This is a genomic window from Duganella zoogloeoides, assembly GCF_034479515.1.
In the GTDB taxonomy this organism is placed as follows: Bacteria; Pseudomonadota; Gammaproteobacteria; order Burkholderiales; family Burkholderiaceae_D; genus Rugamonas; species Rugamonas zoogloeoides.
The window spans coordinates 1,737,444-1,758,987 of sequence record NZ_CP140152.1 but is presented as its reverse complement, the minus strand read 5'-3'; the positions used below and the strand labels follow the sequence as shown (position 1 = coordinate 1,758,987).

The 21,544-nt window shown below is 64.5% G+C and carries 24 protein-coding genes and 3 tRNA genes; 10 read left to right on the top strand and 17 right to left on the bottom strand.

From position 1 onward, the window contains the following. Nucleotides 1-2,472 carry a ribonuclease R gene (gene rnr / locus SR858_RS07830; RefSeq protein WP_019922190.1) on the bottom strand — a complete coding sequence of 824 codons (2,472 nt, stop codon included), beginning with the start codon at nt 2,470-2,472 and terminating at the stop codon, nt 1-3. Between the two features lie 341 nt (nt 2,473-2,813). Here rnr and SR858_RS07825 point away from each other — a divergent pair. Then, nucleotides 2,814-2,898: transfer RNA gene (locus tag SR858_RS07825), tRNA-Leu, on the top strand. 49 nt (nt 2,899-2,947) lie between these two features. Here SR858_RS07825 and SR858_RS07820 read toward each other — a convergent pair. The 6 genes from SR858_RS07820 to SR858_RS07795 form a co-directional block, all read right to left on the bottom strand. Next, on the bottom strand, nt 2,948-3,220 hold the full coding sequence (locus tag SR858_RS07820) for a HEAT repeat domain-containing protein (protein WP_154819874.1): 273 nt from the start codon (nt 3,218-3,220) through the stop codon (nt 2,948-2,950). A 29-nt stretch (nt 3,221-3,249) separates the two neighbouring features. Beyond that, a complete protein-coding gene (locus SR858_RS07815; RefSeq protein ID WP_322534522.1) occupies nt 3,250-3,429 on the bottom strand; it encodes a hypothetical protein in 180 nt (59 codons plus the stop codon). A 71-nt stretch (nt 3,430-3,500) separates the two neighbouring features. After that, nucleotides 3,501-3,932 carry a M56 family metallopeptidase gene (locus tag SR858_RS07810; RefSeq protein WP_322534521.1) on the bottom strand — a complete coding sequence of 144 codons (432 nt, stop codon included), beginning with the start codon at nt 3,930-3,932 and terminating at the stop codon, nt 3,501-3,503. A gap of 73 nt (nt 3,933-4,005) precedes the next feature. After that, a complete protein-coding gene (locus SR858_RS07805) occupies nt 4,006-4,440 on the bottom strand; it encodes a hypothetical protein (protein WP_019922187.1) in 435 nt (144 codons plus the stop codon). After that, the gene (locus SR858_RS07800) at nt 4,440-4,865 is read right to left on the bottom strand and encodes a BlaI/MecI/CopY family transcriptional regulator (protein WP_019922186.1); all 426 of its coding nucleotides are present in this window, start codon (nt 4,863-4,865) and stop codon (nt 4,440-4,442) included. Before SR858_RS07800 ends, SR858_RS07805 begins: the two co-directional genes overlap by 1 nt. Continuing rightward, the gene (locus SR858_RS07795) at nt 4,862-5,533 is read right to left on the bottom strand and encodes an alpha/beta fold hydrolase (RefSeq protein WP_322534520.1); all 672 of its coding nucleotides are present in this window, start codon (nt 5,531-5,533) and stop codon (nt 4,862-4,864) included. Before SR858_RS07795 ends, SR858_RS07800 begins: the two co-directional genes overlap by 4 nt. Before the next feature lie 157 nt (nt 5,534-5,690). Here SR858_RS07795 and SR858_RS07790 point away from each other — a divergent pair. Continuing rightward, nucleotides 5,691-5,775, top strand: a tRNA-Leu gene (locus SR858_RS07790). 49 nt (nt 5,776-5,824) lie between these two features. On the opposite strand, the gene SR858_RS07785 is transcribed toward SR858_RS07790, so the two are convergent. Beyond that, nucleotides 5,825-6,145: a type 2 periplasmic-binding domain-containing protein gene (locus tag SR858_RS07785; RefSeq protein ID WP_154819872.1), complete on the bottom strand. Its 321-nt coding sequence runs from the start codon at nt 6,143-6,145 to the stop codon at nt 5,825-5,827. Between the two features lie 29 nt (nt 6,146-6,174). Between SR858_RS07785 and SR858_RS07780 the strand changes: the two genes are divergently transcribed. Both SR858_RS07780 and SR858_RS07775 read left to right on the top strand, forming a co-directional pair. Beyond that, nucleotides 6,175-6,417 carry a hypothetical protein gene (locus SR858_RS07780; RefSeq protein WP_019922183.1) on the top strand — a complete coding sequence of 81 codons (243 nt, stop codon included), beginning with the start codon at nt 6,175-6,177 and terminating at the stop codon, nt 6,415-6,417. Between the two features lie 115 nt (nt 6,418-6,532). Further along, a tRNA-Leu gene (locus SR858_RS07775) sits at nt 6,533-6,617 on the top strand. A 56-nt stretch (nt 6,618-6,673) separates the two neighbouring features. Here SR858_RS07775 and SR858_RS07770 read toward each other — a convergent pair. Beyond that, nucleotides 6,674-7,525 (bottom strand): SDR family oxidoreductase, encoded by an 852-nt coding sequence (locus SR858_RS07770; protein WP_019922182.1) that lies wholly within the window; start codon nt 7,523-7,525, stop codon nt 6,674-6,676. 164 nt (nt 7,526-7,689) lie between these two features. Here SR858_RS07770 and SR858_RS07765 point away from each other — a divergent pair, with 164 nt between their 5' ends. The 6 genes from SR858_RS07765 to SR858_RS07740 all read left to right on the top strand — a co-directional run bounded on the left by SR858_RS07765 (nt 7,690) and on the right by SR858_RS07740 (nt 15,318). After that, a complete protein-coding gene (locus SR858_RS07765; RefSeq protein WP_019922181.1) occupies nt 7,690-8,094 on the top strand; it encodes a winged helix-turn-helix transcriptional regulator in 405 nt (134 codons plus the stop codon). A gap of 42 nt (nt 8,095-8,136) precedes the next feature. Then, nucleotides 8,137-10,365: an ATP-binding protein gene (locus tag SR858_RS07760; RefSeq protein WP_019922180.1), complete on the top strand. Its 2,229-nt coding sequence runs from the start codon at nt 8,137-8,139 to the stop codon at nt 10,363-10,365. A 75-nt stretch (nt 10,366-10,440) separates the two neighbouring features. Next, a complete protein-coding gene (locus SR858_RS07755; protein WP_019922179.1) occupies nt 10,441-10,605 on the top strand; it encodes a hypothetical protein in 165 nt (54 codons plus the stop codon). A 64-nt stretch (nt 10,606-10,669) separates the two neighbouring features. Further along, nucleotides 10,670-11,254: a phasin family protein gene (locus tag SR858_RS07750; protein ID WP_019922178.1), complete on the top strand. Its 585-nt coding sequence runs from the start codon at nt 10,670-10,672 to the stop codon at nt 11,252-11,254. 82 nt (nt 11,255-11,336) lie between these two features. Next, nucleotides 11,337-12,989, top strand: a complete 1,653-nt coding sequence (locus tag SR858_RS07745; protein ID WP_019922177.1) for a VRR-NUC domain-containing protein — start codon at nt 11,337-11,339, stop codon at nt 12,987-12,989. Between the two features lies 1 nt (nt 12,990). Continuing rightward, entirely contained in the window at nt 12,991-15,318 is a 2,328-nt protein-coding gene (locus tag SR858_RS07740) for an ATP-dependent DNA helicase (RefSeq protein WP_019922176.1), read from the top strand. A gap of 104 nt (nt 15,319-15,422) precedes the next feature. Here SR858_RS07740 and SR858_RS07735 read toward each other — a convergent pair whose 3' ends face one another. The 8 genes from SR858_RS07735 to trhA all read right to left on the bottom strand — a co-directional run bounded on the left by SR858_RS07735 (nt 15,423) and on the right by trhA (nt 21,537). After that, nucleotides 15,423-16,334, bottom strand: coding sequence for a hypothetical protein (locus SR858_RS07735; protein WP_154819871.1), 912 nt, complete (start codon nt 16,332-16,334; stop codon nt 15,423-15,425). 98 nt (nt 16,335-16,432) lie between these two features. Beyond that, nucleotides 16,433-17,170 (bottom strand): LytR/AlgR family response regulator transcription factor, encoded by a 738-nt coding sequence (locus tag SR858_RS07730; RefSeq protein ID WP_026637347.1) that lies wholly within the window; start codon nt 17,168-17,170, stop codon nt 16,433-16,435. A 3-nt stretch (nt 17,171-17,173) separates the two neighbouring features. Further along, nucleotides 17,174-18,250, bottom strand: coding sequence for a sensor histidine kinase (locus tag SR858_RS07725; protein ID WP_019922172.1), 1,077 nt, complete (start codon nt 18,248-18,250; stop codon nt 17,174-17,176). 15 nt (nt 18,251-18,265) lie between these two features. After that, nucleotides 18,266-19,033 carry a LiaI-LiaF-like domain-containing protein gene (locus SR858_RS07720; RefSeq protein WP_019922171.1) on the bottom strand — a complete coding sequence of 256 codons (768 nt, stop codon included), beginning with the start codon at nt 19,031-19,033 and terminating at the stop codon, nt 18,266-18,268. Beyond that, entirely contained in the window at nt 19,030-19,407 is a 378-nt protein-coding gene (locus SR858_RS07715; protein WP_019922170.1) for a LiaF transmembrane domain-containing protein, read from the bottom strand. The genes SR858_RS07720 and SR858_RS07715 overlap by 4 nt, the downstream gene beginning before the upstream one ends. Before the next feature lie 162 nt (nt 19,408-19,569). Then, nucleotides 19,570-19,746: a hypothetical protein gene (locus SR858_RS07710; RefSeq protein ID WP_322534519.1), complete on the bottom strand. Its 177-nt coding sequence runs from the start codon at nt 19,744-19,746 to the stop codon at nt 19,570-19,572. 264 nt (nt 19,747-20,010) lie between these two features. Next, complete coding sequence (locus SR858_RS07705) at nt 20,011-20,892, bottom strand: LysR family transcriptional regulator (protein WP_026637346.1); 882 nt, start codon at nt 20,890-20,892, stop codon at nt 20,011-20,013. Between the two features lie 27 nt (nt 20,893-20,919). Continuing rightward, a complete protein-coding gene (gene trhA, locus SR858_RS07700) occupies nt 20,920-21,537 on the bottom strand; it encodes a PAQR family membrane homeostasis protein TrhA (RefSeq protein ID WP_019922168.1) in 618 nt (205 codons plus the stop codon). Nucleotides 21,538-21,544: the final 7 nt, after the last annotated feature.

The following is a 21,544-nucleotide window of genomic DNA, read 5'->3' as shown; positions in this document are numbered from 1 at the left end:
TTATCGCTTCTTCTTACTTTTTGCGGCAGGTTTTGCTGCCTGGGGTGCTGCCGGGGCAGACGCCGCGGCATTGTTCTTGCTGCGGCCGCCACGGGAACGGGACTTGGGCTTGTTACCGCCGTTGTTATCCGCTGCCGTGGCTTTCACCTCGTGGCGCTGCGACGTGGTCGGGCCCGGCTTGATGTTGGTCTTGTTGCGATCCTTGCCGCCGTTGCCGCTGCCTTCCGGCTTCGGTGGCGGTGCATCGGGACCGGACAGGCGCAGGTCGATCTTGCGCATTTCCAGGTCCACGCGCACCACTTGCACGGTCACGCGGTCGGTCAGCTGGAAGCGCTTGCCGGTGCGTTCGCCCTTGAGTTCGTGGCGGGCGTCGTCGTACTGGAAGTAGTCGGAGCCGAGGTCGGTGACGTGGACCATGCCTTCGACGAACAGCTGGTCGAGCTGGACAAAGATGCCGAACGTGGCCACGCCGGTGATGATGCCGGTGAATTCCTCGCCCAGCTTGTCCTGCATGAAGTAGCACTTGAGCCAGGCTTCGACATCGCGCGACGCTTCGTCGGCGCGCCGTTCGTTGGCCGAGCAGTGCACGCCCAGCGCGTCCCAGATGGTGAGGTCGGCAGCTTTTTTCTCTTTGCCCTCGGCCTTGTCCTTGGCCTGCTGCTTGCGCGTGGCGTTGGAGACGTTGGTGTTCAATACGCTCGACTCGGGAATCTTCGGCTCGTATTTTTTGCCCACCAGGATCGCCTTGATGGCGCGGTGCGTCAGCAGGTCGGGGTAGCGGCGGATCGGGCTGGTGAAGTGGGCATACGCCTCGTAAGCCAGGCCGAAATGGCCGATATTGTCGGGGCTGTACACGGCTTGCTGCATCGAGCGCAGCAGCATGGTTTGCAGCAGCGACGCGTCCGGGCGCTCCTTGATCTGGCGCATCAGCGACGCGTAGTCGCCGGCGGCCGGCTTGTCGCCGCCTTCCAGGGTCAGGTTCACCTGCTTGAGGAACGTGCGCACCTGCTTGAGCTTTTCAGCGGTGGGGCTGGCGTGGATGCGGTACGTGCCCGGGTGCTTGTTGCGAATCAGTAGGTCAGCCGCGCAGACGTTGGCGGTCAACATGCATTCCTCGATCAGGCGGTGCGCATCGTTGCGGGTGCGCGGAATGATCTTTTCGATCTTGCCGGTCGATGGATTGCTGACGATATAGGTTTCGGTGGTTTCGAAGTCGATCGCGCCGCGTTCGCTGCGCGCCTTCAGCAAGGCCTGGAACACGTCGTACAGGTTGTCCAGGTGCGGCACCAGGCCCGGGCGGCGCTTGGCTGCCGGTCCCTGCTTGTCGCCGAGGATGTCGGCTACTTCGGTATAGGTCAGGCGCGCGGCCGAGTGGATTACGGCCGGGTAGAACTGGTACGCCTTGATCTCGCCCTTGGCGGTGATCACGGCGTCGCAGACCAGCGTGAGGCGATCGACGGCCGGGTTCAGCGAGCACAGGCCGTTCGACAGTTTTTCCGGCAGCATCGGGATCACGCGGCGCGGGAAGTACACCGACGTGCTGCGCTCCAGTGCGTCGGTATCGAGCGCATCGTTCGGCTTGACGTAGTGGCTCACGTCGGCAATCGCGACGATCAGGCGATAGCCGTTGGCGCGGCCGATCTTGACCGGTTCGCAATAGACCGCATCGTCGAAGTCGCGCGCGTCTTCGCCGTCGATGGTGACCAGCGGCACGTCGCGCAGATCGACGCGCTCGCCCAGGTCGGCTTCGCGCACGTGGTCGGGCAGCTTGTTGGCCTGCTTGAGCGCGGCTGGCGAAAACACGTGCGGCACGTTGAACTTGCGCACGGCGATTTCGATCTCCATGCCCGGGTCGTCGAGCGAGCCGAGGATTTCAACGATCTTGCCCACCGGCTGCTTGAAGCGCATCGGTTGCTCGGTCAGCTCCACGCTGACGACCTGCCCGGCCTTGGCCTTACCGACCGAACCCTCGACCAGGACGTCCTGGCCGATGCGCTGGTCTTCGGGCGCCACCACCCAGGTACCGTTTTCATTGAGCAGGCGGCCGATGATGTGGGTGTTGGCGCGGCTGACGACTTCGACAATCGTGCCTTCCTTGCGGCCGCGGCGATCGACACCGACCACCTTGGCCATCACGCGGTCGCCATGCAGCACTTTCTGCATTTCTTTCTCTGGCAGGAACAGGTCTTCGCCCGGCTCATCCGGGATCACGAAGCCGAAACCGTCGCGGTGGCTGCTGACCTTGCCGGCGATAAAACCGGTGTCTTCAGCGAGGGTGAAATTGCCGGCGTCATCGACGACGATCTGGCCGTCGCGCTGCATGGCGTTCAGGCGGCGCGACAGCACGGCCTGGGCGTCGGTCGCTACGTCGAGCGACTTCGCTACCGCGAGCAGGTCAAGCGACCGTTGGGCGCTGCGGAAGATGCCGAGAATTTCCTCACGGCTTGGAATGGTGTGTGTAATTTGGCTCAAAAGTTATTTCTATGGTGTTGTTATTGACAGTATTGGGTAAATCCGGCCTGGCAAAAATCGTCGGGGATACTGATATTGTGCATATATATGCCAGACGACAGCCGTAGTGTACTTGGAAACGCGGCGATAGCCTAATTCGTACGCACTCTGGGCAATTTTTCAAACATTTTCTGAAAATGACGTTTGACATCGCGCAAGATTGCTCTATAATCTTGGTCTCTTGCAGCGACAACGTTGAAAAACGAAAGCAAAGCAGGAATGCTAGACCGGGTTGATGTGCAGTATGGAACGCAAGTTCATCTGGTACGAAACCTACCCTTTTTAGCATATGCAGCATCAGTGCCCACGTGGCGGAATTGGTAGACGCGCATGGTTCAGGTCCATGTGCCGCAAGGTGTGGGGGTTCGAGTCCCTCCGTGGGCACCACAGAATTCCGCAAAGAAGCCGCAGACTTTCATGAAGTCTGCGGCTTTTTTCATTGCGCCAGCTCGTTGAGCGCCCAGGCCACTTCGCTGGCGACTTCGGGATCTGCATCGCCGGCATGCTGGCGCAACATGGCAATCGCTGCCGGCGCCTGCAGGTCACCTAATGCATGCGCTACCCTGGCGCGCACCAGCGGCGCATCGTCGCCCAGCATGGCGATCATGACCGCAAGCCAGCGGGTTTCACCCATGTCGCCCAGTGCACCGGCCGCATCGGCGTCAGCCAGCAATGCCGCGACGGCCGGCGCGGTTTCCGGAAACCGCATTTCACCCAGTCCCCATAACGCCAGCTGTCTCACCACCGGCCGCGAATCGCGCAAGGCCAGCAGCAAGGCCGGAATGGCGGCGCGCTGGCGGAACGAATGACCGCCGCGCGCATGGCCACGGCCAACTGGCGGAAATTCGGATTGTCGAGCGCAGCGAGCAGCGCGATGGTGTCATGATGCCCGCCGCCGGCAGCAAGGCGTCGGGCCACAGCACCTGCTCGCCGCGCCATTGCAGATTGCCAATCAGGCCGACCAGCGCCAGCGTGGCCAGCGCCCCACCCTACCACTGGCGGGCACTGACGCGGCCGCGCGGACGGCGCGCCTCGAGCAGCGCCGCGATGCGCGCTACCAGCATGGCGCCACGGCTGGCGATGCGGTTGGCTACCGTGCCGCCAGTGCCGCCGACAACCTGGCGCGATACCGTCAGCAAGGTATGCGCGTAATGCGACGGCCTGACGCCGGCCGCCAGCACCGCATCGTCGGCGGCGCATTCGGTATCATGTTCAAGCATGCGCCGCAGCGGATACATCAGCGGGTGCCACCAGTACAGGGCAAACAGCACGCGTGCGAGCAGCAGCATCGGCCAGTCGTAGGCGCGGATATGGGCCAGTTCGTGGGCCAGCACGGCGTCGGGATCGGCACTGTCCACGCTGCAATGATCAAGCACGATGACAGGGGTGCGCCAACCCCAGCTGTACGGGGATACTGCCATATCGTCGACCAGCAGGCACCTGGCGCCGCAGGCCCAACTCGGTACGCAGCCGCGCCAGCGCATCGACCCACGGCTATGCGACCAGCGCACGCGCCTGCGCCGCTGCCCGGTAAAGGCGCCACACGCCTGCCGCCAGCCGCAGCAGGTGCCACGCCACACCGAACACGTAAGCTGCCAGCAGCCAGCGCCCCCACTGCGCGCCGCGCGCAGGCAGCGACACGACATGGTCGAGATCAGGCACCACAGCGGTGGTGACGATGGCAGGAATCTCGAGTGGCGGTTGCACCGGGGCCGATACTGCCAGCGACATGTCGAACCGGAACGCCGGCGCCGCCGACGGCAGCGCCAGCCAAGCCAACGGCATCAGCAGCAACGCCACCACGCCGCAGCGGGCAGCGAACACGCGGCGCGCCGCCGAAGCACCGCTCAGCAGGCGCAGCACCAGCAACAACAACACGACCGTCACACATTGCTTGAGCAGCAGTTGGGCGAGGTCAGTGCCCGCCATCAGCGCCCTTTCTTGCGCGCCTTGGCGATCATCGCCTCGAGGTCATCGAGTTCCTTGCTGCTCATTTTGCCGGACATGCCGAGCAAGGCGGTCGCAGCGCTGGCAGTGGAATTGTTGAAAAACGTGCCCACCAGCTTTTTCAGCGCGGACTCGCGCACCTGCGCCTGCGGCGCCACCGCGCTGTAAAGGTAGCGCTGACCATCGGCGCGATGCTGGAGCACGCCTTTCGCCTCGAGCCGCACCAGCATCGCGCGTACGGCCGAGTTGCTCAGGTCCGATCCCAGTTGCTGCTGGATCTGCGCGGCGGCCGCCTCGCCCAGCCGGTACACACATTCGGCCACTTCGCGCTCGCGCGGCGCCAGGTCCTCCAGGCCGCGCGCCTCCGCTGCGGTGCTGTCGATCGATACGTTGGATGGCTTTTTCATGGCTGTTTCAGGGTTGGAGTTGCTTGTGAGAGCTGCTCGCTGGCCTTGGCCGTGCGCGCCGCGCCTTGAGTGGCCAGCGTGATGACCTGGTCGATGGCAGCGACGACGAGCTCCGGCTCCTGGCGCTGGATGCCATGACCACTATTAGGGGTGAACACGTGGGCGCCACTGGAAAACTGGCTGATGAAGGCAGCGTGGCGTTCACGCTTGAGCTTGACGATGGCGGGTGTCTCCTGGAAGAACTCGGACGCGGGGTCCGCTTTCACCGAGGTGATCAGCACGGCCGGCACATCGGGCAGCGCCGGCATCGGCGGCAAACGACCGGCGTCGAGCAACTTCTGAATGGCCTGCAATTCACCCTGCCACTTGGCGGGAATTGCGCCAGCCAGCAGGCGCCGGTCCTGCTGCGTACGCACCGGATCGATGCGGCCAATGATCGCCTCGAAACCCTCATCGGCCGGATCGACGAACACCATGCCCGCCACCCGCTGCGGATGGTTGGCGGCAAATGCGCGGATCAGGAAACCGCCATACGAATGCCCGACCAGGATCAGGGGACCATCAACCTTGCGCGCGGCCAGTACGGCACCAAGTTCGGCCACGCTCTGCTCCATGGTGAGCGGCTGCGCCCGGACCGGCGACTTGCCGTAGCCAGCAAGCGAATACACCAGCACCTAGCACCTCGCGCACGCAGCGATTCGATATTAGTTTGTAGGCCAAGAAGTAATATTTCTGGCGAATGCTTGACGACTTGCGCAGTGTCCCGTATAGTTCTGGCCTCTGATGCAGAACACGCAGCAGAACAAGCAGTAAAGCAGCAACAGTGCCCACGTGGCGGAATTGGTAGACGCGCATGGTTCAGGTCCATGTGCCGCAAGGTGTGGGGGTTCGAGTCCCTCCGTGGGCACCACAGAATTCCGCGAAAAAGCCGCAGTCCTTTCAAAGGCCTGCGGCTTTTTTCATTGGCTCATGTACTGCGCGTACTTGCCACTGTCTCGCAGCTTTTTCAGGCCGCGATTGAACAGCGCCAGGTAACGCGGATTGGCCGGATTCTTGCGGTTCAGCAGCAGGTGGTAGGCGGTGACGTTATACGGCTGCGGATCCCAGGTCAGCCGGGTCGCCTGCTCCGGCGTCAGGATACGGCGCATGATGCCGAGGCCCACGTACAGATCGGCCGGAAACAGGTCGAAGCGCCCTCCCAACGCGCTTGCGCGCGGTATCGCTCCCAGCCACGCCCCACACCACCGTGCCATGCGCGCCGCCACCCAGCGCTTCGGCATAGGCCCTGCTCCACGGCCGGAAAATATAATTGACCCGCACGCCCTCCAGCGCGAACGCCTCGGTGACGATGCGCGACACCACGCCGTGGTGTGGCGCGCGCTCGGACAGGCAGGGCAACCATGCGCCGCTGGTGAGCGTGATCACCTCGTCCGCGCTGGCCTCGCACGCGGCCAGCATCAACGTGGATGCAATCAGCGCGCGCCTGAAAAAGTTCATAACAATGGGCAAGGAAGCTCAAAAGTCCATTATGAGTTGGCCATCGAAATTTTGAAAATGAAATAATTTCACAAAAGAATCGCCATGCCCTTGACGCAGCGGCGAGGCTACTTTAAGATTCGGTCCTCTGTTGCAGAACACGCGATAGAGAGAAGTAAAGCAGCAACAGTGCCCACGTGGCGGAATTGGTAGACGCGCATGGTTCAGGTCCATGTGCCGCAAGGTGTGGGGGTTCGAGTCCCTCCGTGGGCACCACAAAATTCCGCAAAAAAGCCGCAGCCCTCTTTCCAGGCCTGCGGCTTTTTTCATGCTCAGGCCAAAGCGGCTTTCACGGCATCGGCCAGCGGCTGGGTCGGACGGCCGATCAGCTTGCCCAGCGTGCCGCTGTCGTCGAACAGCGCGCCCTTGGAAGCGGCAAAGTCGGAGTTGGCCAGCAGGTCGGCGACTGCCGGCGGCAGCCCCACGGTCACCAGCAGTTCGCGGTACTCGTGCTGGCCCAGGTTGTGGTACGGCAGCTCGCGGTCCGCCTGTTTGCCCGTCTCTGCGGCCAGATCGCTCAGCGTGAAGGACGTATCGCCCGCCAGTTCATACACCTGCGCTACCGGCTGGCCGCTGGCCAATACCACGGCAGCGGCTTGCGCATAGTCGTCGCGCGCGGCGGCGGCAATCTTGCCGTCCGAGGCGGCGCCGCTCAGCGCGCCATGTTCGAGGGCGCCCTTCAGGCCGGCCGTGTAGTTTTCCAGGTACCAGCCGTTGCGCAGCAAGGTGTAGGTCAGGCCCGAGGCGCGGATCGCGTCTTCGGTTTCGCGGTGTTCGCTTGCCAGTCCGAGCAGGCTGGTGTCAGCGTGCAGCACGCTGGTATAAGCCAGCAGTGCAGCGCTGGCGCGCACGGCCGCATCGATCACGTTCTGGTGCTGGGCGGTGCGGTTGCCGATATCGTTGGACGAAATCAGCAGGACCTTGGTGGCGCCGGCAAAGGCAGTGTCGAGCGAGGCAGGATCGTTGTAATCGGCCTGGCGCACGTGCACGCCCAGCGCCTGCAAATCGGCAGCCTTGGCCGGATCGCGCACGGCGGCAACGATTTGCCCGGACGGCGTGGTTTTCAGCAGGTGCGAAATGACGAGGCGGCCCAGTTGGCCGGTAGCACCGGTAATGACGATCATGTTGTTTCCTTTTTTAATAACGATAGGCACCAGCCTAAGCTGGCACGGTTAGGTTTGTCTTAAGCGAACCTTCAAGGCGACTGACAGCGTCCATGGTAATCGCTGTACTTACTTTTTGTAAGTACGTACAATTTGGTAAGTACACCTCCGACTTTGGATAGATGATGAACGAACAAAAATCGCTGCGGGCGGCTTTGCGCGACAACCAGTTGCAGCCGCGCGTGCTGGCGGCCGAATGCCCGTCGCGCGCCGTGCTCGGCCACATTACCAGCCGCTGGGGCGTGCTGGTGCTGATCGTGCTACTGGAACGCACCCACCGTTTCAGCGAGTTGCGGCGCGCAATCGGCGGTGTGAGCGAAAAAATGCTGGCGCAAACGCTCGACGCTCTCGCCTATGACGGCCTGGTACTGCGCGTGGCGCAGCAAGTCGTGCCACCGCACGTGGAATACAGCCTGACCGCGCTGGGCCGCGAGGCCGCCACGCGACTGGAAGTGCTGGTGGACTGGATCGAGAACAATTTCCCGCTGATCGAGCAAGCCCAGAAAGCTGCCGCCATCGAGGCGGCATGAATTCGATCTTCGCCGCCGATCTTGTAATACACTAGCCATGCCATGACGCTGACGCCGACGCCCTCCTCCGCTACGCCGCACACGATACTGGTGGCCACCAGTTCGGCGTACGACCACGCCGGCCTGGAGCAGACGCTGGCGCGCCACGGCTACCATGTGCGCGCCGTCAGCCGCGGCAACGAGGCGCTGGACGTGGCGCGCAGCGGCGACGTGGCGCTGGCCGTCGTCGATGTGGCGCTGGCCGGCAGCGCCAGCCTGGAGCTCTGTCAAATGGTGCGCCAGTTGTGCGGCCTCCAGGTGCCGCTCTACCTGCTCTCCACCGCGCCCCACCCCGAGGAACATGCGCGCGCGCTCCACATCGGCGCCACCGACTACCTGCCGCTCTCGATCGAGGCGGACGACCTGGCCGAAAAAATCCTGGTACGCCTGCACGCGATATTGCCGGCGCCGGCAACGCGCGCGCTGCCCACCATGGCCACGCTGGAAGTCAACTATCACACCATGCTGGCCGGCTCGCCCGACACCATCTTGCTGATGCAGCGCGGCACCAACCTGCTGCTCGACGTCAACCGCCGCGCGCGCCAGCATTTCGGCCTGACCGAAGCGGAACTGGTGCAAACCGACCTGCCCTCGCTGTGCCCGCCGTTACAGCCCGATGGCCGCACCTCGAAGGCAGTGTTTGCCGAACAGGTGGCAGCGATGATGGGCGGCGCCACGCAGATGGTGGCGCTGACCATGCAGCACAGCACCGGCCGCCTGATCGACTGCGAACTGCGCATGGTGCCGCTCAATTCCGGCGCGCACCGGCTGATGCATGTGCGGGTGGTCGATGTCACGGCCCGCAACCGGAGCGCGGCGCTGCGCGACGGCAAGAACAAGCTGCTGGAAATGATCGCCCGCTCGGCGCCGCAGGCCGAGATCCTGGAACGGCTGATGCTGCTGATCGAGTCGCAATCGCCGGACGTCATTTGCACGGTGATGCTGCTGGGTCCGGACGGACGCACGGTGGCCACCGCAACCGGCCCACGCATGCCGCGGGCGTATCTCGATGCGCTGGTCGGCCTGCCCATCGGCCCCTCGGCAGGCTCGTGCGGCACAGCCATGTACCGCCGCGCCACCGTGATCGTGGCCGACATCGACCATGACCCGCTATGGACTCCCTATCGCGAGGTCGCCGCGCGCTTCGACCTGCGCGCCTGCTGGTCGATTCCCATCATGCAGGACAGCACCACCGTGATCGGCTCGTTTGCCATGTACTACCGCACCGCGCGCGCACCGGCCGACGACGAACTGGCCCTCATCGGCACCGCCTCGCACCTGGCCGGAATTGCCATCACCCGCACCCGGCGCGAGGAAGAATTGCTGCGCCACCGCGAGCACCTGGAAGAGCTGGTGGCGGCGCGCACGCTGGAACTGCTGCAATCGAAAGAGCAAGCGGAGCAGGTCAACGAAGAACTGACGGCCGCGCTGGAAAACCTCAGCCTGACCCAGGAGGAACTGGTGCGCCGCGACAAGCTGGCCGCGCTGGGCGCGCTGGTGGCGGGCGTGGCGCACGAACTGAACACGCCGATCGGCAACAGCCTGGTCATGGCCAGCACCATGAGCGAACGCACGGCCGAACTGCGGCGCGAGCTCGAAGGCGGCCTGCGCCGCTCGGTGCTGGAAACCTATCTCGACCAGGCCGCCAGCGCCGACCAGGTGGTGCTGCGCAACCTGAACCGGGCGGCGGCACTGGTGGCCAGCTTTCGTCACATCGCGGTCGATGGCGCCAACTCGCAGCGCAGCCGTTTTCTGCTGGGCGAACAGGTCGGCCACCTGCTGCACACGATGGAAGCCGACCTGCGCCGGCAGGGCGTTACGCTCGAACAGGCGATCGACCAGTCGCTCGAACTCGACAGCTACGCCACCCCGCTGCTGCAGGCGCTGCGACAACTGATCGACAACGCCGTGGTGCACGGCTTCGGCAGCGGCAAGCTTGGCAAGGCCGGCACCTTGCGGGTGGCAGCCTACGACAGCAGCGGCGGTGGCGACAGCGGTGGCGAGATCGCCATCGACGTCATCGACGATGGCATCGGCATCCCCGGCGGCAACCTGCCGCGCATCTATGATCCGTTCTTCACCACCCGCATGGGCGCTGGCGGTTCGGGGTTGGGCCTGTACGTCACGCACAACATCGTCACTGGCGTGCTGGGCGGCCATATCGACGTGGCCAGCAAGGTGGGGGTCGGCACGCGGTTCACCCTGCGCCTGCCAAAAACCGCACCACTTTGAGGGCGCGGCGATTTGCTGTACTCTTGCGCCATGACTAAACACTTTCTCGGAGTCATAACATTATTGTCGCTGGCTATGACCTGTGGGCAACTGCAGGCCGGGCCGGCGCAGTACTGGCAATGGCAAAGCATCGTCGATGCCAAGGTGCTGACCTGCTCGCCCACGCAACTGGGGCCGGGCTGGAAAAAGTTCCGCGGCCCGTTCAGGGACAGCCGTTGCGAAAAACTGGTTATCTACTAAAAAGCCAATAACAACATGGGGACCACCCCGGAGCATCAGCCCATCATTCACATGAGGAGACCGTATGTTCACCAATCCCGAGCAGTTTGCCAACGCCACCAAAGCCCTGTTTGAATTTCAACTGGAAACCTTCAATACCCTGACCGCCCGCGCGGTGCAAGGCGTGGAGCAAGTCGTCGCCCTCAATATGGCCACCGCCAAATCGAATATGGCCGACGGCCTGGCCACCGGCAAGGAAATCAGCCAGGCCGCCGATCCCAAGGCAGCGATGAGCCTGGCCGCCGCCAAGGTACAGCCGGGCGTGGCCGGCGCCACCGCCTACAACCAGCAACTGGGCGCCATTATTGCCGACATCCGCGAAGAATTCACCCGCGCCGCCGACGCCCACATGGCCGAAGCCAAGACCAACCTGTCCGCGCTGATCTATGACGTCACGAAAAACGTGCGTCCGGGATCGGAAAACGCAGTGCAGATCGTCAAGGCCGCGATCGACAACGCCTTCACCGGCTACGAGCAGGTGACCAAGGCCACCAAGCAGGCGGTGCAGTCGGTCGAAGAGCAAATCGCCAAGGCCAATGCGCTGGTCGAGCAAAAGGCGGCCGAAGCGGCCAAGGCAGCCGGCGCTGCCGCCAACACCAGCAACGGCTAACCGATATTTCACTGGGCATCGGCAGCGGAAAGCGATACACTGTACATAAATACAGCCATCGCCTCTCCCTGCCGTGCCCGCAATGACCCCAGTTTTCTCCAATCCGCTCGATAACCCGTTCTACTATCTGGAAAATTTTCACCGGGTACTGACGTGGATCGCCGACCGTTACGACGACCTGCTCACGGCCGACGAGCGTGATTTCCTGCACCACTTTCCCACCCTGCCCCAGCCCTCGCGCGCGCTGCTGGTGCGGATGGTCATGCGCAAGGGCACTATCTTTCGCGCCAGTAAATTAAGCTATGCCGAAATCGGCGACACCCACGCCGCCGCCCAACCCCTGGCCGCACTGGGCCTGATCGAACACGATCCCCACCTCGACCTCGACCAGTTGTTCGAACTGCTGCAAAAACCCGAAATCAGCAAAATATTCCAGCTGGGGGCCAATGTGCGCCACCTGCGCAAGGCCGACCAGCTGGCCGCGCTGCGCGAACAGTTCTGCACGCCGCAGCCGTATTCGCAGTGGTGGAGCGATTCCGGCGACCACGCTTACCGCAACCTGGTGCAGGACCTGTGCGACCGCCTGCGCCTGATTTTCTTTGGCAACTTCCACCAGGACTGGACCGAATTCGTGCTGTCGGACCTCGGCATCTTCCAGTACGAAAAGGTGGAGTTTCCGGCAGCGGCGCGCGGTTTTCGCACGCGGCGCGACATCGACGATTTCCTGGCCCTGCATCGCTGCCGCGAACGCTTCGAGCTCGGCGAAGACCCGGCCGCCATCATGGCCGACCTGCCCGCCTGCGCCGAGGACAACGAATGGCTGCTCAGCCGCCGCCACAAGTTTACGTTTGCCATCGGCCAGCACCTGGAAAAGCTGCGCGATTGGCCGGCCGCGCACGCCGTGTATGTCGCGTGCCCGTACCCGGGCGCACGCGCCCGCGCCATCCGCGTGCTGGAAAAGGACGAGCAGCCGCGCGCCGCCTTCGACCTGCTGCAGCAAGCCATGGCAGCGCCCGAAACCGAAGCCGAACGCCAGCAACTGCTGCGCATGGCGCCACGGCTGGCGCGCAAGCTCGGTCACGCCAAGCCGCCGCCTGTGCCGCCCGCAAAACCGCTGCGCATCGACCTGAGCCTGCCATTGCCCACCGAGCACCACTACGTGGAATTCGTCGTGCGCGACCACCTAGCGCGCGACGATGCGCCGGTGTACTACGTGGAAAATTCGCTGATCAATTCGCTGTTCGGCCTGCTGTGCTGGGAAGCCGTGTTCTGCCCGGTGCCGGGCGCTTTTTTCCACCCGTACCACCGGGCGCCGGCCGACCTGCACAGCGCCGATTTTCAGCGGCGCCGCGCCGCGCAATTTGCCGCCTGCTTCGCCCAGCTCGACAGCGGCGATTACCGCGCCACCATCCGCGCCAACCACGGCGCCAAGCGCGGCATCCAGTCACCGTTCCTGCACTGGCAGGCGCTCAGCGACGATTTGCTGGACCTGGCGCTCGAGTGCATTCCGCCCGTGCACCTGCGCCGCGCCTTCGAGCGCATCCTGCAAGACATCAAGGCCAACCGCACCGGCTTCCCCGACCTGATCCAGTTCTGGCCCGCCGAGCGGCGCTACACGATGATCGAAGTCAAAGGTCCGGGCGACCGCCTGCAGGACAACCAGCTGCGCTGGATCGACTACTGCGCCACGCACGAGATGCCGGTGGCCGTGTGCTATTTGCAGTGGGCCGCCTGACATGGAAACCGCCGGCACCTACACCATCGCCGTGCGCGCGCTGTGCGAGTTCACCGCCAAGGCGGGCGACCTCGACCTGCGCTTCACGCCGTCGCCCACGGCGCAGGAAGGCATTGCCGGCCACGCGGTGGTGGCCGCGCGCCGCGCCGACGGTTACGAGACCGAGATTTCGCTGTCGGGCGACTTCGGGCCGCTGCACGTGCGCGGCCGCGCCGACGGCTACGACTCGCGCACCAACCGCCTCGAAGAGGTCAAGACCTATCGCGGCGACCTGGCGCGCATGGCCGACAACCAGCGCCAGCTGCACTGGGCGCAGGTAAAAATCTACGGCTACCTGTTTTGCAGCAATCGCGGGCTCGACACCATCAAGCTGGCGCTGGTGTATTTCGACATCGCCAGCCAGAAGGAAACCCGCCTGCAGGAAGAGTACAGCGCGCTGGACCTGCAGGAATACTTCCAGCAGCAGTGCGGCCTGTTCCTCGATTGGGCGCGGCAGGAACTGGCGCACCGCGCCGCCCGCGACGAGCAACTGAAAGCGATGCGCTTTCCGCACGCGGACTTCCGACCCGGCCAGCGCCAGCTGGCCGAAGCCATGTACAAGGCCAGCAACCGCCGCGTATGCCTGCTGGCGCAGGCGCCCACCGGCATCGGCAAGACCGTGGGCAGCCTGTTCCCGATGTTAAAGGGCGCTTGTGCGCATGGCGTCGACAAGGTGTTTTTCCTGGCGGCCAAAACCTCGGGCCGGCAGATGGCGCTCGACGCGGTGGACGTGATCCGCCACGGCGCGCCGCTGCTGCCGCTGCGCACGCTGGAACTGGCATCGAAGTCCACCGCCTGCGTCAACCCGGACAAGGCCTGCCACGGCGAATCGTGCCCGCTGGCCAAGGGGTTTTATGATCGCCTGCCCGCTGCGCGCCAATCGGCGCTCGATATCACCAACCCGCCGGCCGACGGCGCGGCATTTTTATCGCTCGACCGCGAGACCTTGCGCGCCGTGGCGCTGGCCCACGACGTGTGCCCGTACTACCTGGGCACCGAGCTGGCGCGCTGGTGCGACGTGGTCATCGGCGACTACAACTATTATTTCGACCTGAGCGCCATGCTGCACAGCCTGACGGTACTGAACGACTGGAAGGTCAGCGTGCTGGTGGACGAGGCGCACAACATGGTGTCGCGCGCGCGCAAGATGTATTCGGCCGAACTCGAACACGCCAGCCTGCGCCTGCTGCGCAAGACCGCGCCGCCCGAACTGAAAAAGCCGCTCGACCGCGTGCACAAGCTGTGGAACCAGCTCGAAAAAGAGCAGGACGTCGACTATCAATCGTACGCCACGCTGCCCGAAAAATTCATGATCGCGCTGCAAACCACGGCCGCCGCCATCTCCGACTACATGGCCGAGCATCCCACCCACCACGATCCCGAACTGCAGGAGTTTTATTTTGGCGCGCTGCTGTTCGGGCGCCTCGGCGAATCGTTTGGCGACCATGCGCTGTTCGACATCGAAAAAACCGAGGGGGCGCGCGCCAGCCATGCCGATTCGCTGCTGTGCATCCGCAACATCGTGCCGGCGCCGTTTTTGAAACCGCGCTTCGACAGCACCCACACCACGGCACTGTTTTCGGCCACGCTCAGCCCCTGGAATTATTTCGGCGACATGCTGGGCATGCCCGAATCCACCGCGTGGGTGGACGTGGAGTCGCCGTTCGTGGCCGAGCAGTTGTCGGTGCAGGTGGCGTCGCACATCTCCACCCGCTACCAGCACCGCCAGCAATCGTTGAAGCCGATTGCCGCACTGATGGGCGAACAGTACCTGCGCCAGCCCGGCAACTACCTGGCGTTCTTCAGCAGCTTCGATTACATGGAAAAGGCGGCCAATGCGTTTGCCGAGCGCTACCCCGACGTCCCCACCTGGCGCCAGTCCCGCCGCATGGACGAGGCGGAACGCGCCCACTTCCTGGCGCGCTTCACGCTCGAGAGCCGGGGCATCGGTTTCGCGGTACTGGGCGGCTCGTTCGGCGAAGGCGTCGATTTGCCCGGCGCGCGCCTGATCGGCGCGTTTGTCGCCACGCTCGGCCTGCCGCAGATCAATCCCGTCAACGAGCAGATCCGCCTGCGCATGGACGCCATCTTCGGCGCCGGCTACGACTACACCTACACCTACCCCGGCATGCAGAAAGTGGTGCAGGCAGCAGGCCGCGTGATCCGCACCCAGTCCGACCAGGGCACCGTGTTCCTGATCGACGACCGCTTCGGCCGCCCCGAGATCCAGGCGCTGATGCCGGCGTGGTGGAGTATCGATACGGCGGCGGTACCGGCGGTATCGGCCTGACGAATTCCCGCGCGTTACCGAGAGTGCTGCTGGCGCAGGCCCTGAATCAATGACTGCGCGGCACGACGACGCGCCTGGCGCTGCCACAGCGTCGATGCGCAGCGCTAGAAACGCCGGGGGCAGCCTCCCATCAGGGGTTGGCCGAAGCTGGCGTGGCCAGAGCCCGCCGCGCTGTTGGCGCTCATACTGGCCTTGTCTGGATAAAACAGACAATACTCGCCTAGCGCGGTGATGATGCGGTAAATGCGCTTGGGGTCGTTGGGCGCGCTGAACAGCTCTATCTTTGCCGACTCGAACCATTTCGGTTTGACCGCCGCGCTGGCCTCGGCAAAGCCCCGTTCCAGGCGTGCCTGCGGCGTATCGAGCGGCGCGGTGATCAGCTTGCGTTCGCCGGCGCGCAGCTCGCGGTCGATGGCGCCGACGGCCTTGAGCGCCTGCTCGCGCACATCGGCGGGTAGCTCTGCGGGCGCAGGCTGTGCGGCCAGCGGATCGACGTAGGGCGTTCGCTCTGCCGGGGTAGCAGCGGGTGCTGCGACTGTCGAAGTTGTTGCGGCTGTTGAAGTTGTTGCGGCTGCTGAGGCTGCCGCTGCTGTTGAAGCTGCCGCTGCTGTTGCCGACGTTGCCGGCATTTGGGGCGTAGTGGCCGTTGCGGGCCGCGCGGATACTGGCTTCGGCGGCCGGGCATCCGATGCCTCCGGCGCACCTGGTGCAGCCGATGACATCGGACTGGCCGCCTGCGGACGCTGCTGCACTGCCGGACGTGGCACGGGTTCAGGCGGCAGGCGTTGCGCTGGCTGCACCTTCAGCGTGGCAGCGACCGGCGCTGCGGTCAACGGCAGCAGCTGTATCCACACCCGGCGATCGATTGACACTGGCGCAGGCACCGGCCGCGTGGCAAGCCACAGCAGTGCCAGGTGCAGCGCCACCACCATGGCCGCTCCCGCCGCCGGGCGCGGACGCCGGTCCGCATACGCCGTGTAGGCGGCAAAGGATATCGGTGCGGAGAGTGCTGTCATGGTGTGCCTGGTGCGTTAGCCACAATAAATCCAGGCGCAATTGTACTTTTCTCAAGTGCCCGGTCCGGCGCCGTTCGCAGCGTCCCGCCAGGCGCTACCTACAGCAGCGCCGCGCGCACCTTTTGATAGCCGCTGCGGCTGACCGGCAGCCGGCTGCCGTCCTTGAGTATGGCGACGTGGCTGTCCCGCGTGGCCTGCTCGATGCGATCGATGCGGCCGATGTTGACAATGCACGAGCGGTGGATGCGCAGGAAGCGCGCGCTGTCGAGCTGCGCTTCCAGCTCCGCCAGGCGCTGGCTTTTCAGATAGTCCTTGCCGTCGGCGCGGATGCGCACGTAATCGTCCTGCGCCTCGATATAGTCGATCCGGTCGCAGGCCACCACGTGGACCCTGGCGCCGTCGCGGATCAGCACCCGGTCCAGCGGCTGCTTGCGGCTGGCGGCGTCGCGCACCAGGCGTTCGATGGCGGCGTCGCCGGCGCCTTGGGAGATGTTGGCGCGCGCGTGCGCCAGCGCCTGGTCCAGCCGCTGCTGGCTGAAGGGTTTGAGCAGGTAGTCGAGCGCGTGGAATTCGAATGCCTTGATCGCGTACTGGTCGAACGCGGTGGCGAAGATGTAGCGGGTCTGGTTGCCGGCCAGCTCGGCCACCTCGAAGCCGTCGAGCTTGGGCATCTGGATGTCGAGCAGTACCAGGTCGGGCGCCAGCTCGGTGATGGCTTTTACCGCCTCGAAGCCGTTGGCGCATTCGCCGACGATTTCGATATCGGCATGCGCACCGAGGTACTCGCGCACCACGGCGCGCGCCAGCATTTCATCGTCGACGATCAATACCCGCATCTGCTATTCCCTGTCGGCTGTGGTGTGCGCCGGCATGGCGATGTCCACGTTGAAGTTGTTGTCCTGGCGCCCCCACCGGATGCTGGCCTCGTGCTTGTAGGCGCGCGCCAGGCGCTGGCGCACATTGGCCAGGCCGATGCCGCTGCCGCCCGTGCCTGCGTGCAGATCCTCGTCCACCGGATTGTCCACCCGGATATGCAGCAACGAACCGGCGCGCTGCGCCGCGATGCGGATCACGCCGCCCTCGGGCAGGTTGCAGATGCCGTGCTTGACGGCGTTTTCCACCAGCGGCTGGATCAGCATGGGCGGCACCAGGCAGGCCTGCGCCGCGTCGTCCACCGCGCACGCCACCCGCAACCGGTCGCCGAAGCGCACCTGTTCAATTGCCAGGAAGTGCCGGATCAGCACCAGTTCCTCGCCCAGCGTGACCATCTTGTGCGCCTCCATGCCCAGGCTCTGGCGGAAGAAGCTGGCCAGCTCCAGCGTCATGCGGCGCGCGGCGCCGGCGTCGCAGGACGTGAGCGCGCTGATCGAATTGAGGCTGTTGAACAGGAAGTGCGGATCGATCTGGGTGCGCAGCATGCGCAGTTCGGCCTCCTGCGCCAGCAGCTGCGATTCGAGCTCGCGCCGCTCGGCGCTCCTGGCCCGCACGAATTCGATCACCAGGTAGTGCACCGCCGCCGCGCAGCCGTAGAGCAGTATGCCCAGGCCCACGATCAACGCCGAGAGCTGCGGCGTGAGCACGATGCCGGCCCACGCCAGGTCCGGCAGCGCGGTCACCGCATTCCACAAGTGCCCGACCAGCAGCCACAGCACGCCCGACACCACCGCCGCCACCGTCAGCACCGCAGCGACGGTGCCGGCCGGGCGCGCACCGAGCGGATAGGCGCGGCACAGGTAGTAGGCGGAGTAGCCGGCCACCAGCGCATAGACCATGTTCAGCGGGATCGCGAACAGCATGGCGTTGGCCAGCGGCGTATCGCTGGTCAGCGCGATCACGCCACCAAGCGCCAGGCCGAAGAACAGCCACACCACCATGTAGATGGCGGCGCCGCGACGGTTCGAGAACGCTTCGAGCATGGTGGTCCGGGCCTGCTAGTTGCGCACTTCCAGGCCGCCAAGGATGGCGTAGCCGCGCACGACCAGGCGCTTGCCGGTACCGGCAGGCGGCGCGGTTTTTTCTTCGAAGCCGCCGATGATCGCGGTACCCTCCATCACCACCACCCAGTCCACCGGCACCTTGATGGTGATGCCGCCGGCCAGCGAGAAGATATTGAGCACAGCATCGCCCTGGATCGAGGCCTGGCGCAGGTCGAGATCGGCGCTGCCGAGGATGGCGGTCACTTCGCCGCCGCGAAAATTCTGCGTATTCACGCGCCGGTTGGACGTGCCCACTACCGAGACGAAGTTGATGACGTCGTCGCCGTCGGCGCCGCGCTCTGACTTGACGTAGTCGTCGCCGGGCGCCAGGAACGCGGCCTTGGGATCGTCGCCACCGGCCCAGTCGCCGCTGCTGCCGGTGCCATTGGCGGCGTTGCTGGCTTTATACACGATGCCGATACCGACAATGATCAGTACCACGGGCCAGATATCGCGCCAGTCGAAATCGAGGAAGCCGATGCCGCGCAATACGCCGATGCTGCCCACGCAGACCAGCACCACGCCCACCACGTTGCCGGAATTGGTACGCGTGTGGGTAAGCTTGAGCACCCCGGCCAGCAGCAGCGCGGTGGGCACCAGCAGGCGGCGGAAATCGAGGTCGATCCAGCCCAGGTTATCGACCAGGAACAGCAGGCCGATGACGACCACGAGCAGGCCCAGCACCATTTGCGCCTTGGGATTGGTTTTGGCGATGCGGCTCATTTTTGCTCCTTGTGGGCGTCGAAGATATTTTCCAGCAGGGGGCGCAGCAGCAGGCCGACGCCGCAGGCGACGATCAGCGCCGGCCAGGTGTCACCGAAACCCCAGCCCCAGATGCGGTTGAACGATACGTACCACCAGCCGGCGAAGAAGAAGCTCCACAGGCCGCTGAGCAGATAGGCGGGCGTGGTGGGCGGAATAACTTGCGTCAGGCCGCTGATCACCAGCAGCCAGGGCCAGTAGCGCCACAGCTCGGACACGCGCAGGTCGAGGTCGATCAGGTCGGCGCGCTGCAACAGCACGACCACCCCCACCACGATCAGGCCGATGCCCCACACCAGTTGCTGGCGCCATTTATAAACGGTTTCCACATTCATGTTCGGTTCCCCCTTGTGACATGACCATCACAATAACGGGGAATCGCCGGCCGGCAAACCACTAATCGGCGAATGACGGAAATGCACCGGTGAACGGCGTTCAGACGAAAAAAAACCCACACCGCCGTTGGCGGGTGGGTTTTTGGATAAAGGCGGCCGTGCTCAGCGGCGGGTGCGTGGATTGACCTTGGCAGGAACGAGCGCAGGCTCGAACAACATCAATCCCCAGCCCAGTTGACGGCGAATTTCCTCGGGCGTCGGCGGCGGCTTGAACTCACGCGCCCGACGCTCCAACCATGCTCGTACCAAATGCTTCGAAGGGTGCAAAGTCTGCGACATGTCCGTCTCCCGAAAAGGTAGTGAAGCAAATGTAGCGCGGCAAAAGTAGTGAGGCAAATGCAGTGTAGTCTCGGGGGCATCGCAAGACCGTAGCGGGCCGCGCAGCCGGTCTGGCGAGCCCCATTCCAAATCTGGTGCCGGTACTTGAGGCTACCGGCTTACCTGCTGCCGAGCGACATCTGCAAGAATGCGCTCCAGGCACGCGCAGCCACTATAGCGTGGGACTGCCGCGTATTCTGTACGCGGCCTCACACTCGATGATAGTTACAACTTCTGCTGGAGAAAATCGAGGAAGCAGCCGATGCGCCGCGCCAGTTGCGTGTTGCGGTAATAGACCGCGTGGATTTGCTGGCGGTAGCCGGTATAGCTGTCTTCGAGCACCTTGACCAGGTGGCCGTCAGCGATGTCGGCGCGGGTCATGAAGTCGGCCAGGCACACGATGCCCTGCCCGGCCAGCGCCAGCTGGCGCAAGGTCTCGCCGCTGGAGGCGGACAGCGACGGCGTGACGGCCAGGCTGTTGCCGTTGGCGTGCTGCAGCGGCCAGCTGTTGCCCTGCTCGTACTGGGCAAAGCCCAGCAGCGAATGATTGGCCAGGTCTTCCGGCGTGCGCGGCGCGCCGTGCCGCGCCAGGTAGTCGGGACTGGCCAGCACGTACAGCGGACTGGCGGACAGCGCCCGCGCGTGCAAGGTGGAGTCGGGCAGCGTGCCGATGCGGATCGCAATGTCGGTGCGGTGTTCGATCAGGTCGGTGATCTGGTCGTTGCTGCTCAACTCGAGCCGGATCTCCGGGTACAGCGCGCGGAATTCCGCCACGTGCGGCACCACGCAATGGAGCATGAACGGCGAGGCCGCATCCACGCACAGGCGGCCGGCCGGCTGCTGGCGGCGGATGCGGATGGTTTCCTCGGCTTCTTCCATGGCGCCCAGGATGGCGCGTGCGCGCTCGAGGAACAACTGGCCTTCTTCGGTCAATTCCATGCGGCGCGTGGTGCGCGTGAGCAGCGAGGTAGCCAGCTTGTCCTCGAGCCGCGACAACGCCCGGCTCACGCCCGACGTGGTCTGGCCCAGGTGCACCGAGGCAGCGCTGAGGGTGCCGCTGTCGATCACGGTGATGAAGGTTTTCAGATCGTCCGAATTAATGTCCACTTGGTTCAACTCTACTTGATTGATCGTTCACGCCACGTACAACAGCACGGCGGCAAAGTGGCAGGCGCTCCCGCCCAGTACGAACAGGTGCCACACGCCGTGGCCGTAGCGCCACTTGTGATCGGTCACAAAAAAAGCGATGCCCACCGTGTACACCACGCCGCCTCCGGCGATCCAGAGGAAGCCGTCCATGCCCAGCGCCGCAATCAGCGGGCTGGCGCCAATCACGCCCACCCAGCCCATGGCCACGTAAATCACCAGCGACAGGATGCGCTTGCCCTTGGCGAACCACAGCTCCTGGACAATGCCCACCAGCGCCAGCCCCCACACCACGCCGAACAACGACCAGCCCCACGGTCCGCGCAGGCTCACCAGCGTGAACGGCGTATAGGTGCCGGCAATGAGCAGGTAGATGGCGCAGTAATCCATCTGCCGCAGCACGTCCTTGGCGCGGCCGCGCAGGCTGTGATACAGCGTGGAGACCAGGTACAGCCCGAACAGGGTGGCGGCAAAAATGCTGAAGCTCACCACTTTCCAGGGATCGCCGCTGCGCGCGGCCAATACGATCAGAACAATGCCACCTGCCGCTGCCAGGGCTGCGCCCACCGTGTGGGTGATGCTGTTGAAGCGCTCTCCGTAATACATAGGGCTT

Excerpts from the sequence above, each read along its gene's own strand:
- SR858_RS07745 (WP_019922177.1), top strand. The coding sequence starts at position 11,337 with ATGACCCCAGTTTTCTCCAATCCGCTCGATAACCCGTTCTACTATCTG.
- SR858_RS07760 (WP_019922180.1), top strand. The coding sequence starts at position 8,137 with ATGACGCTGACGCCGACGCCCTCCTCCGCTACGCCGCACACGATACTG.
- SR858_RS07820 (WP_154819874.1), bottom strand. The coding sequence starts at position 3,220 with ATGCGGTTTCCGGAAACCGCGCCGGCCGTCGCGGCATTGCTGGCTGAC.
- SR858_RS07810 (WP_322534521.1), bottom strand. The coding sequence starts at position 3,932 with ATGGCAGTATCCCCGTACAGCTGGGGTTGGCGCACCCCTGTCATCGTG.
- trhA (WP_019922168.1), bottom strand. The coding sequence starts at position 21,537 with ATGTATTACGGAGAGCGCTTCAACAGCATCACCCACACGGTGGGCGCA.
- SR858_RS07765 (WP_019922181.1), top strand. The coding sequence starts at position 7,690 with ATGAACGAACAAAAATCGCTGCGGGCGGCTTTGCGCGACAACCAGTTG.
- SR858_RS07755 (WP_019922179.1), top strand. The coding sequence starts at position 10,441 with ATGACCTGTGGGCAACTGCAGGCCGGGCCGGCGCAGTACTGGCAATGG.
- SR858_RS07710 (WP_322534519.1), bottom strand. The coding sequence starts at position 19,746 with ATGTCGCAGACTTTGCACCCTTCGAAGCATTTGGTACGAGCATGGTTG.
- SR858_RS07750 (WP_019922178.1), top strand. The coding sequence starts at position 10,670 with ATGTTCACCAATCCCGAGCAGTTTGCCAACGCCACCAAAGCCCTGTTT.
- SR858_RS07730 (WP_026637347.1), bottom strand. The coding sequence starts at position 17,170 with ATGCGGGTATTGATCGTCGACGATGAAATGCTGGCGCGCGCCGTGGTG.
- SR858_RS07725 (WP_019922172.1), bottom strand. The coding sequence starts at position 18,250 with ATGCTCGAAGCGTTCTCGAACCGTCGCGGCGCCGCCATCTACATGGTG.
- SR858_RS07720 (WP_019922171.1), bottom strand. The coding sequence starts at position 19,033 with ATGAGCCGCATCGCCAAAACCAATCCCAAGGCGCAAATGGTGCTGGGC.
- SR858_RS07800 (WP_019922186.1), bottom strand. The coding sequence starts at position 4,865 with ATGAAAAAGCCATCCAACGTATCGATCGACAGCACCGCAGCGGAGGCG.
- SR858_RS07740 (WP_019922176.1), top strand. The coding sequence starts at position 12,991 with ATGGAAACCGCCGGCACCTACACCATCGCCGTGCGCGCGCTGTGCGAG.
- SR858_RS07805 (WP_019922187.1), bottom strand. The coding sequence starts at position 4,440 with ATGGCGGGCACTGACCTCGCCCAACTGCTGCTCAAGCAATGTGTGACG.
- SR858_RS07770 (WP_019922182.1), bottom strand. The coding sequence starts at position 7,525 with ATGATCGTCATTACCGGTGCTACCGGCCAACTGGGCCGCCTCGTCATT.
- SR858_RS07735 (WP_154819871.1), bottom strand. The coding sequence starts at position 16,334 with ATGACAGCACTCTCCGCACCGATATCCTTTGCCGCCTACACGGCGTAT.
- SR858_RS07715 (WP_019922170.1), bottom strand. The coding sequence starts at position 19,407 with ATGAATGTGGAAACCGTTTATAAATGGCGCCAGCAACTGGTGTGGGGC.
- SR858_RS07785 (WP_154819872.1), bottom strand. The coding sequence starts at position 6,145 with ATGCCGAAGCGCTGGGTGGCGGCGCGCATGGCACGGTGGTGTGGGGCG.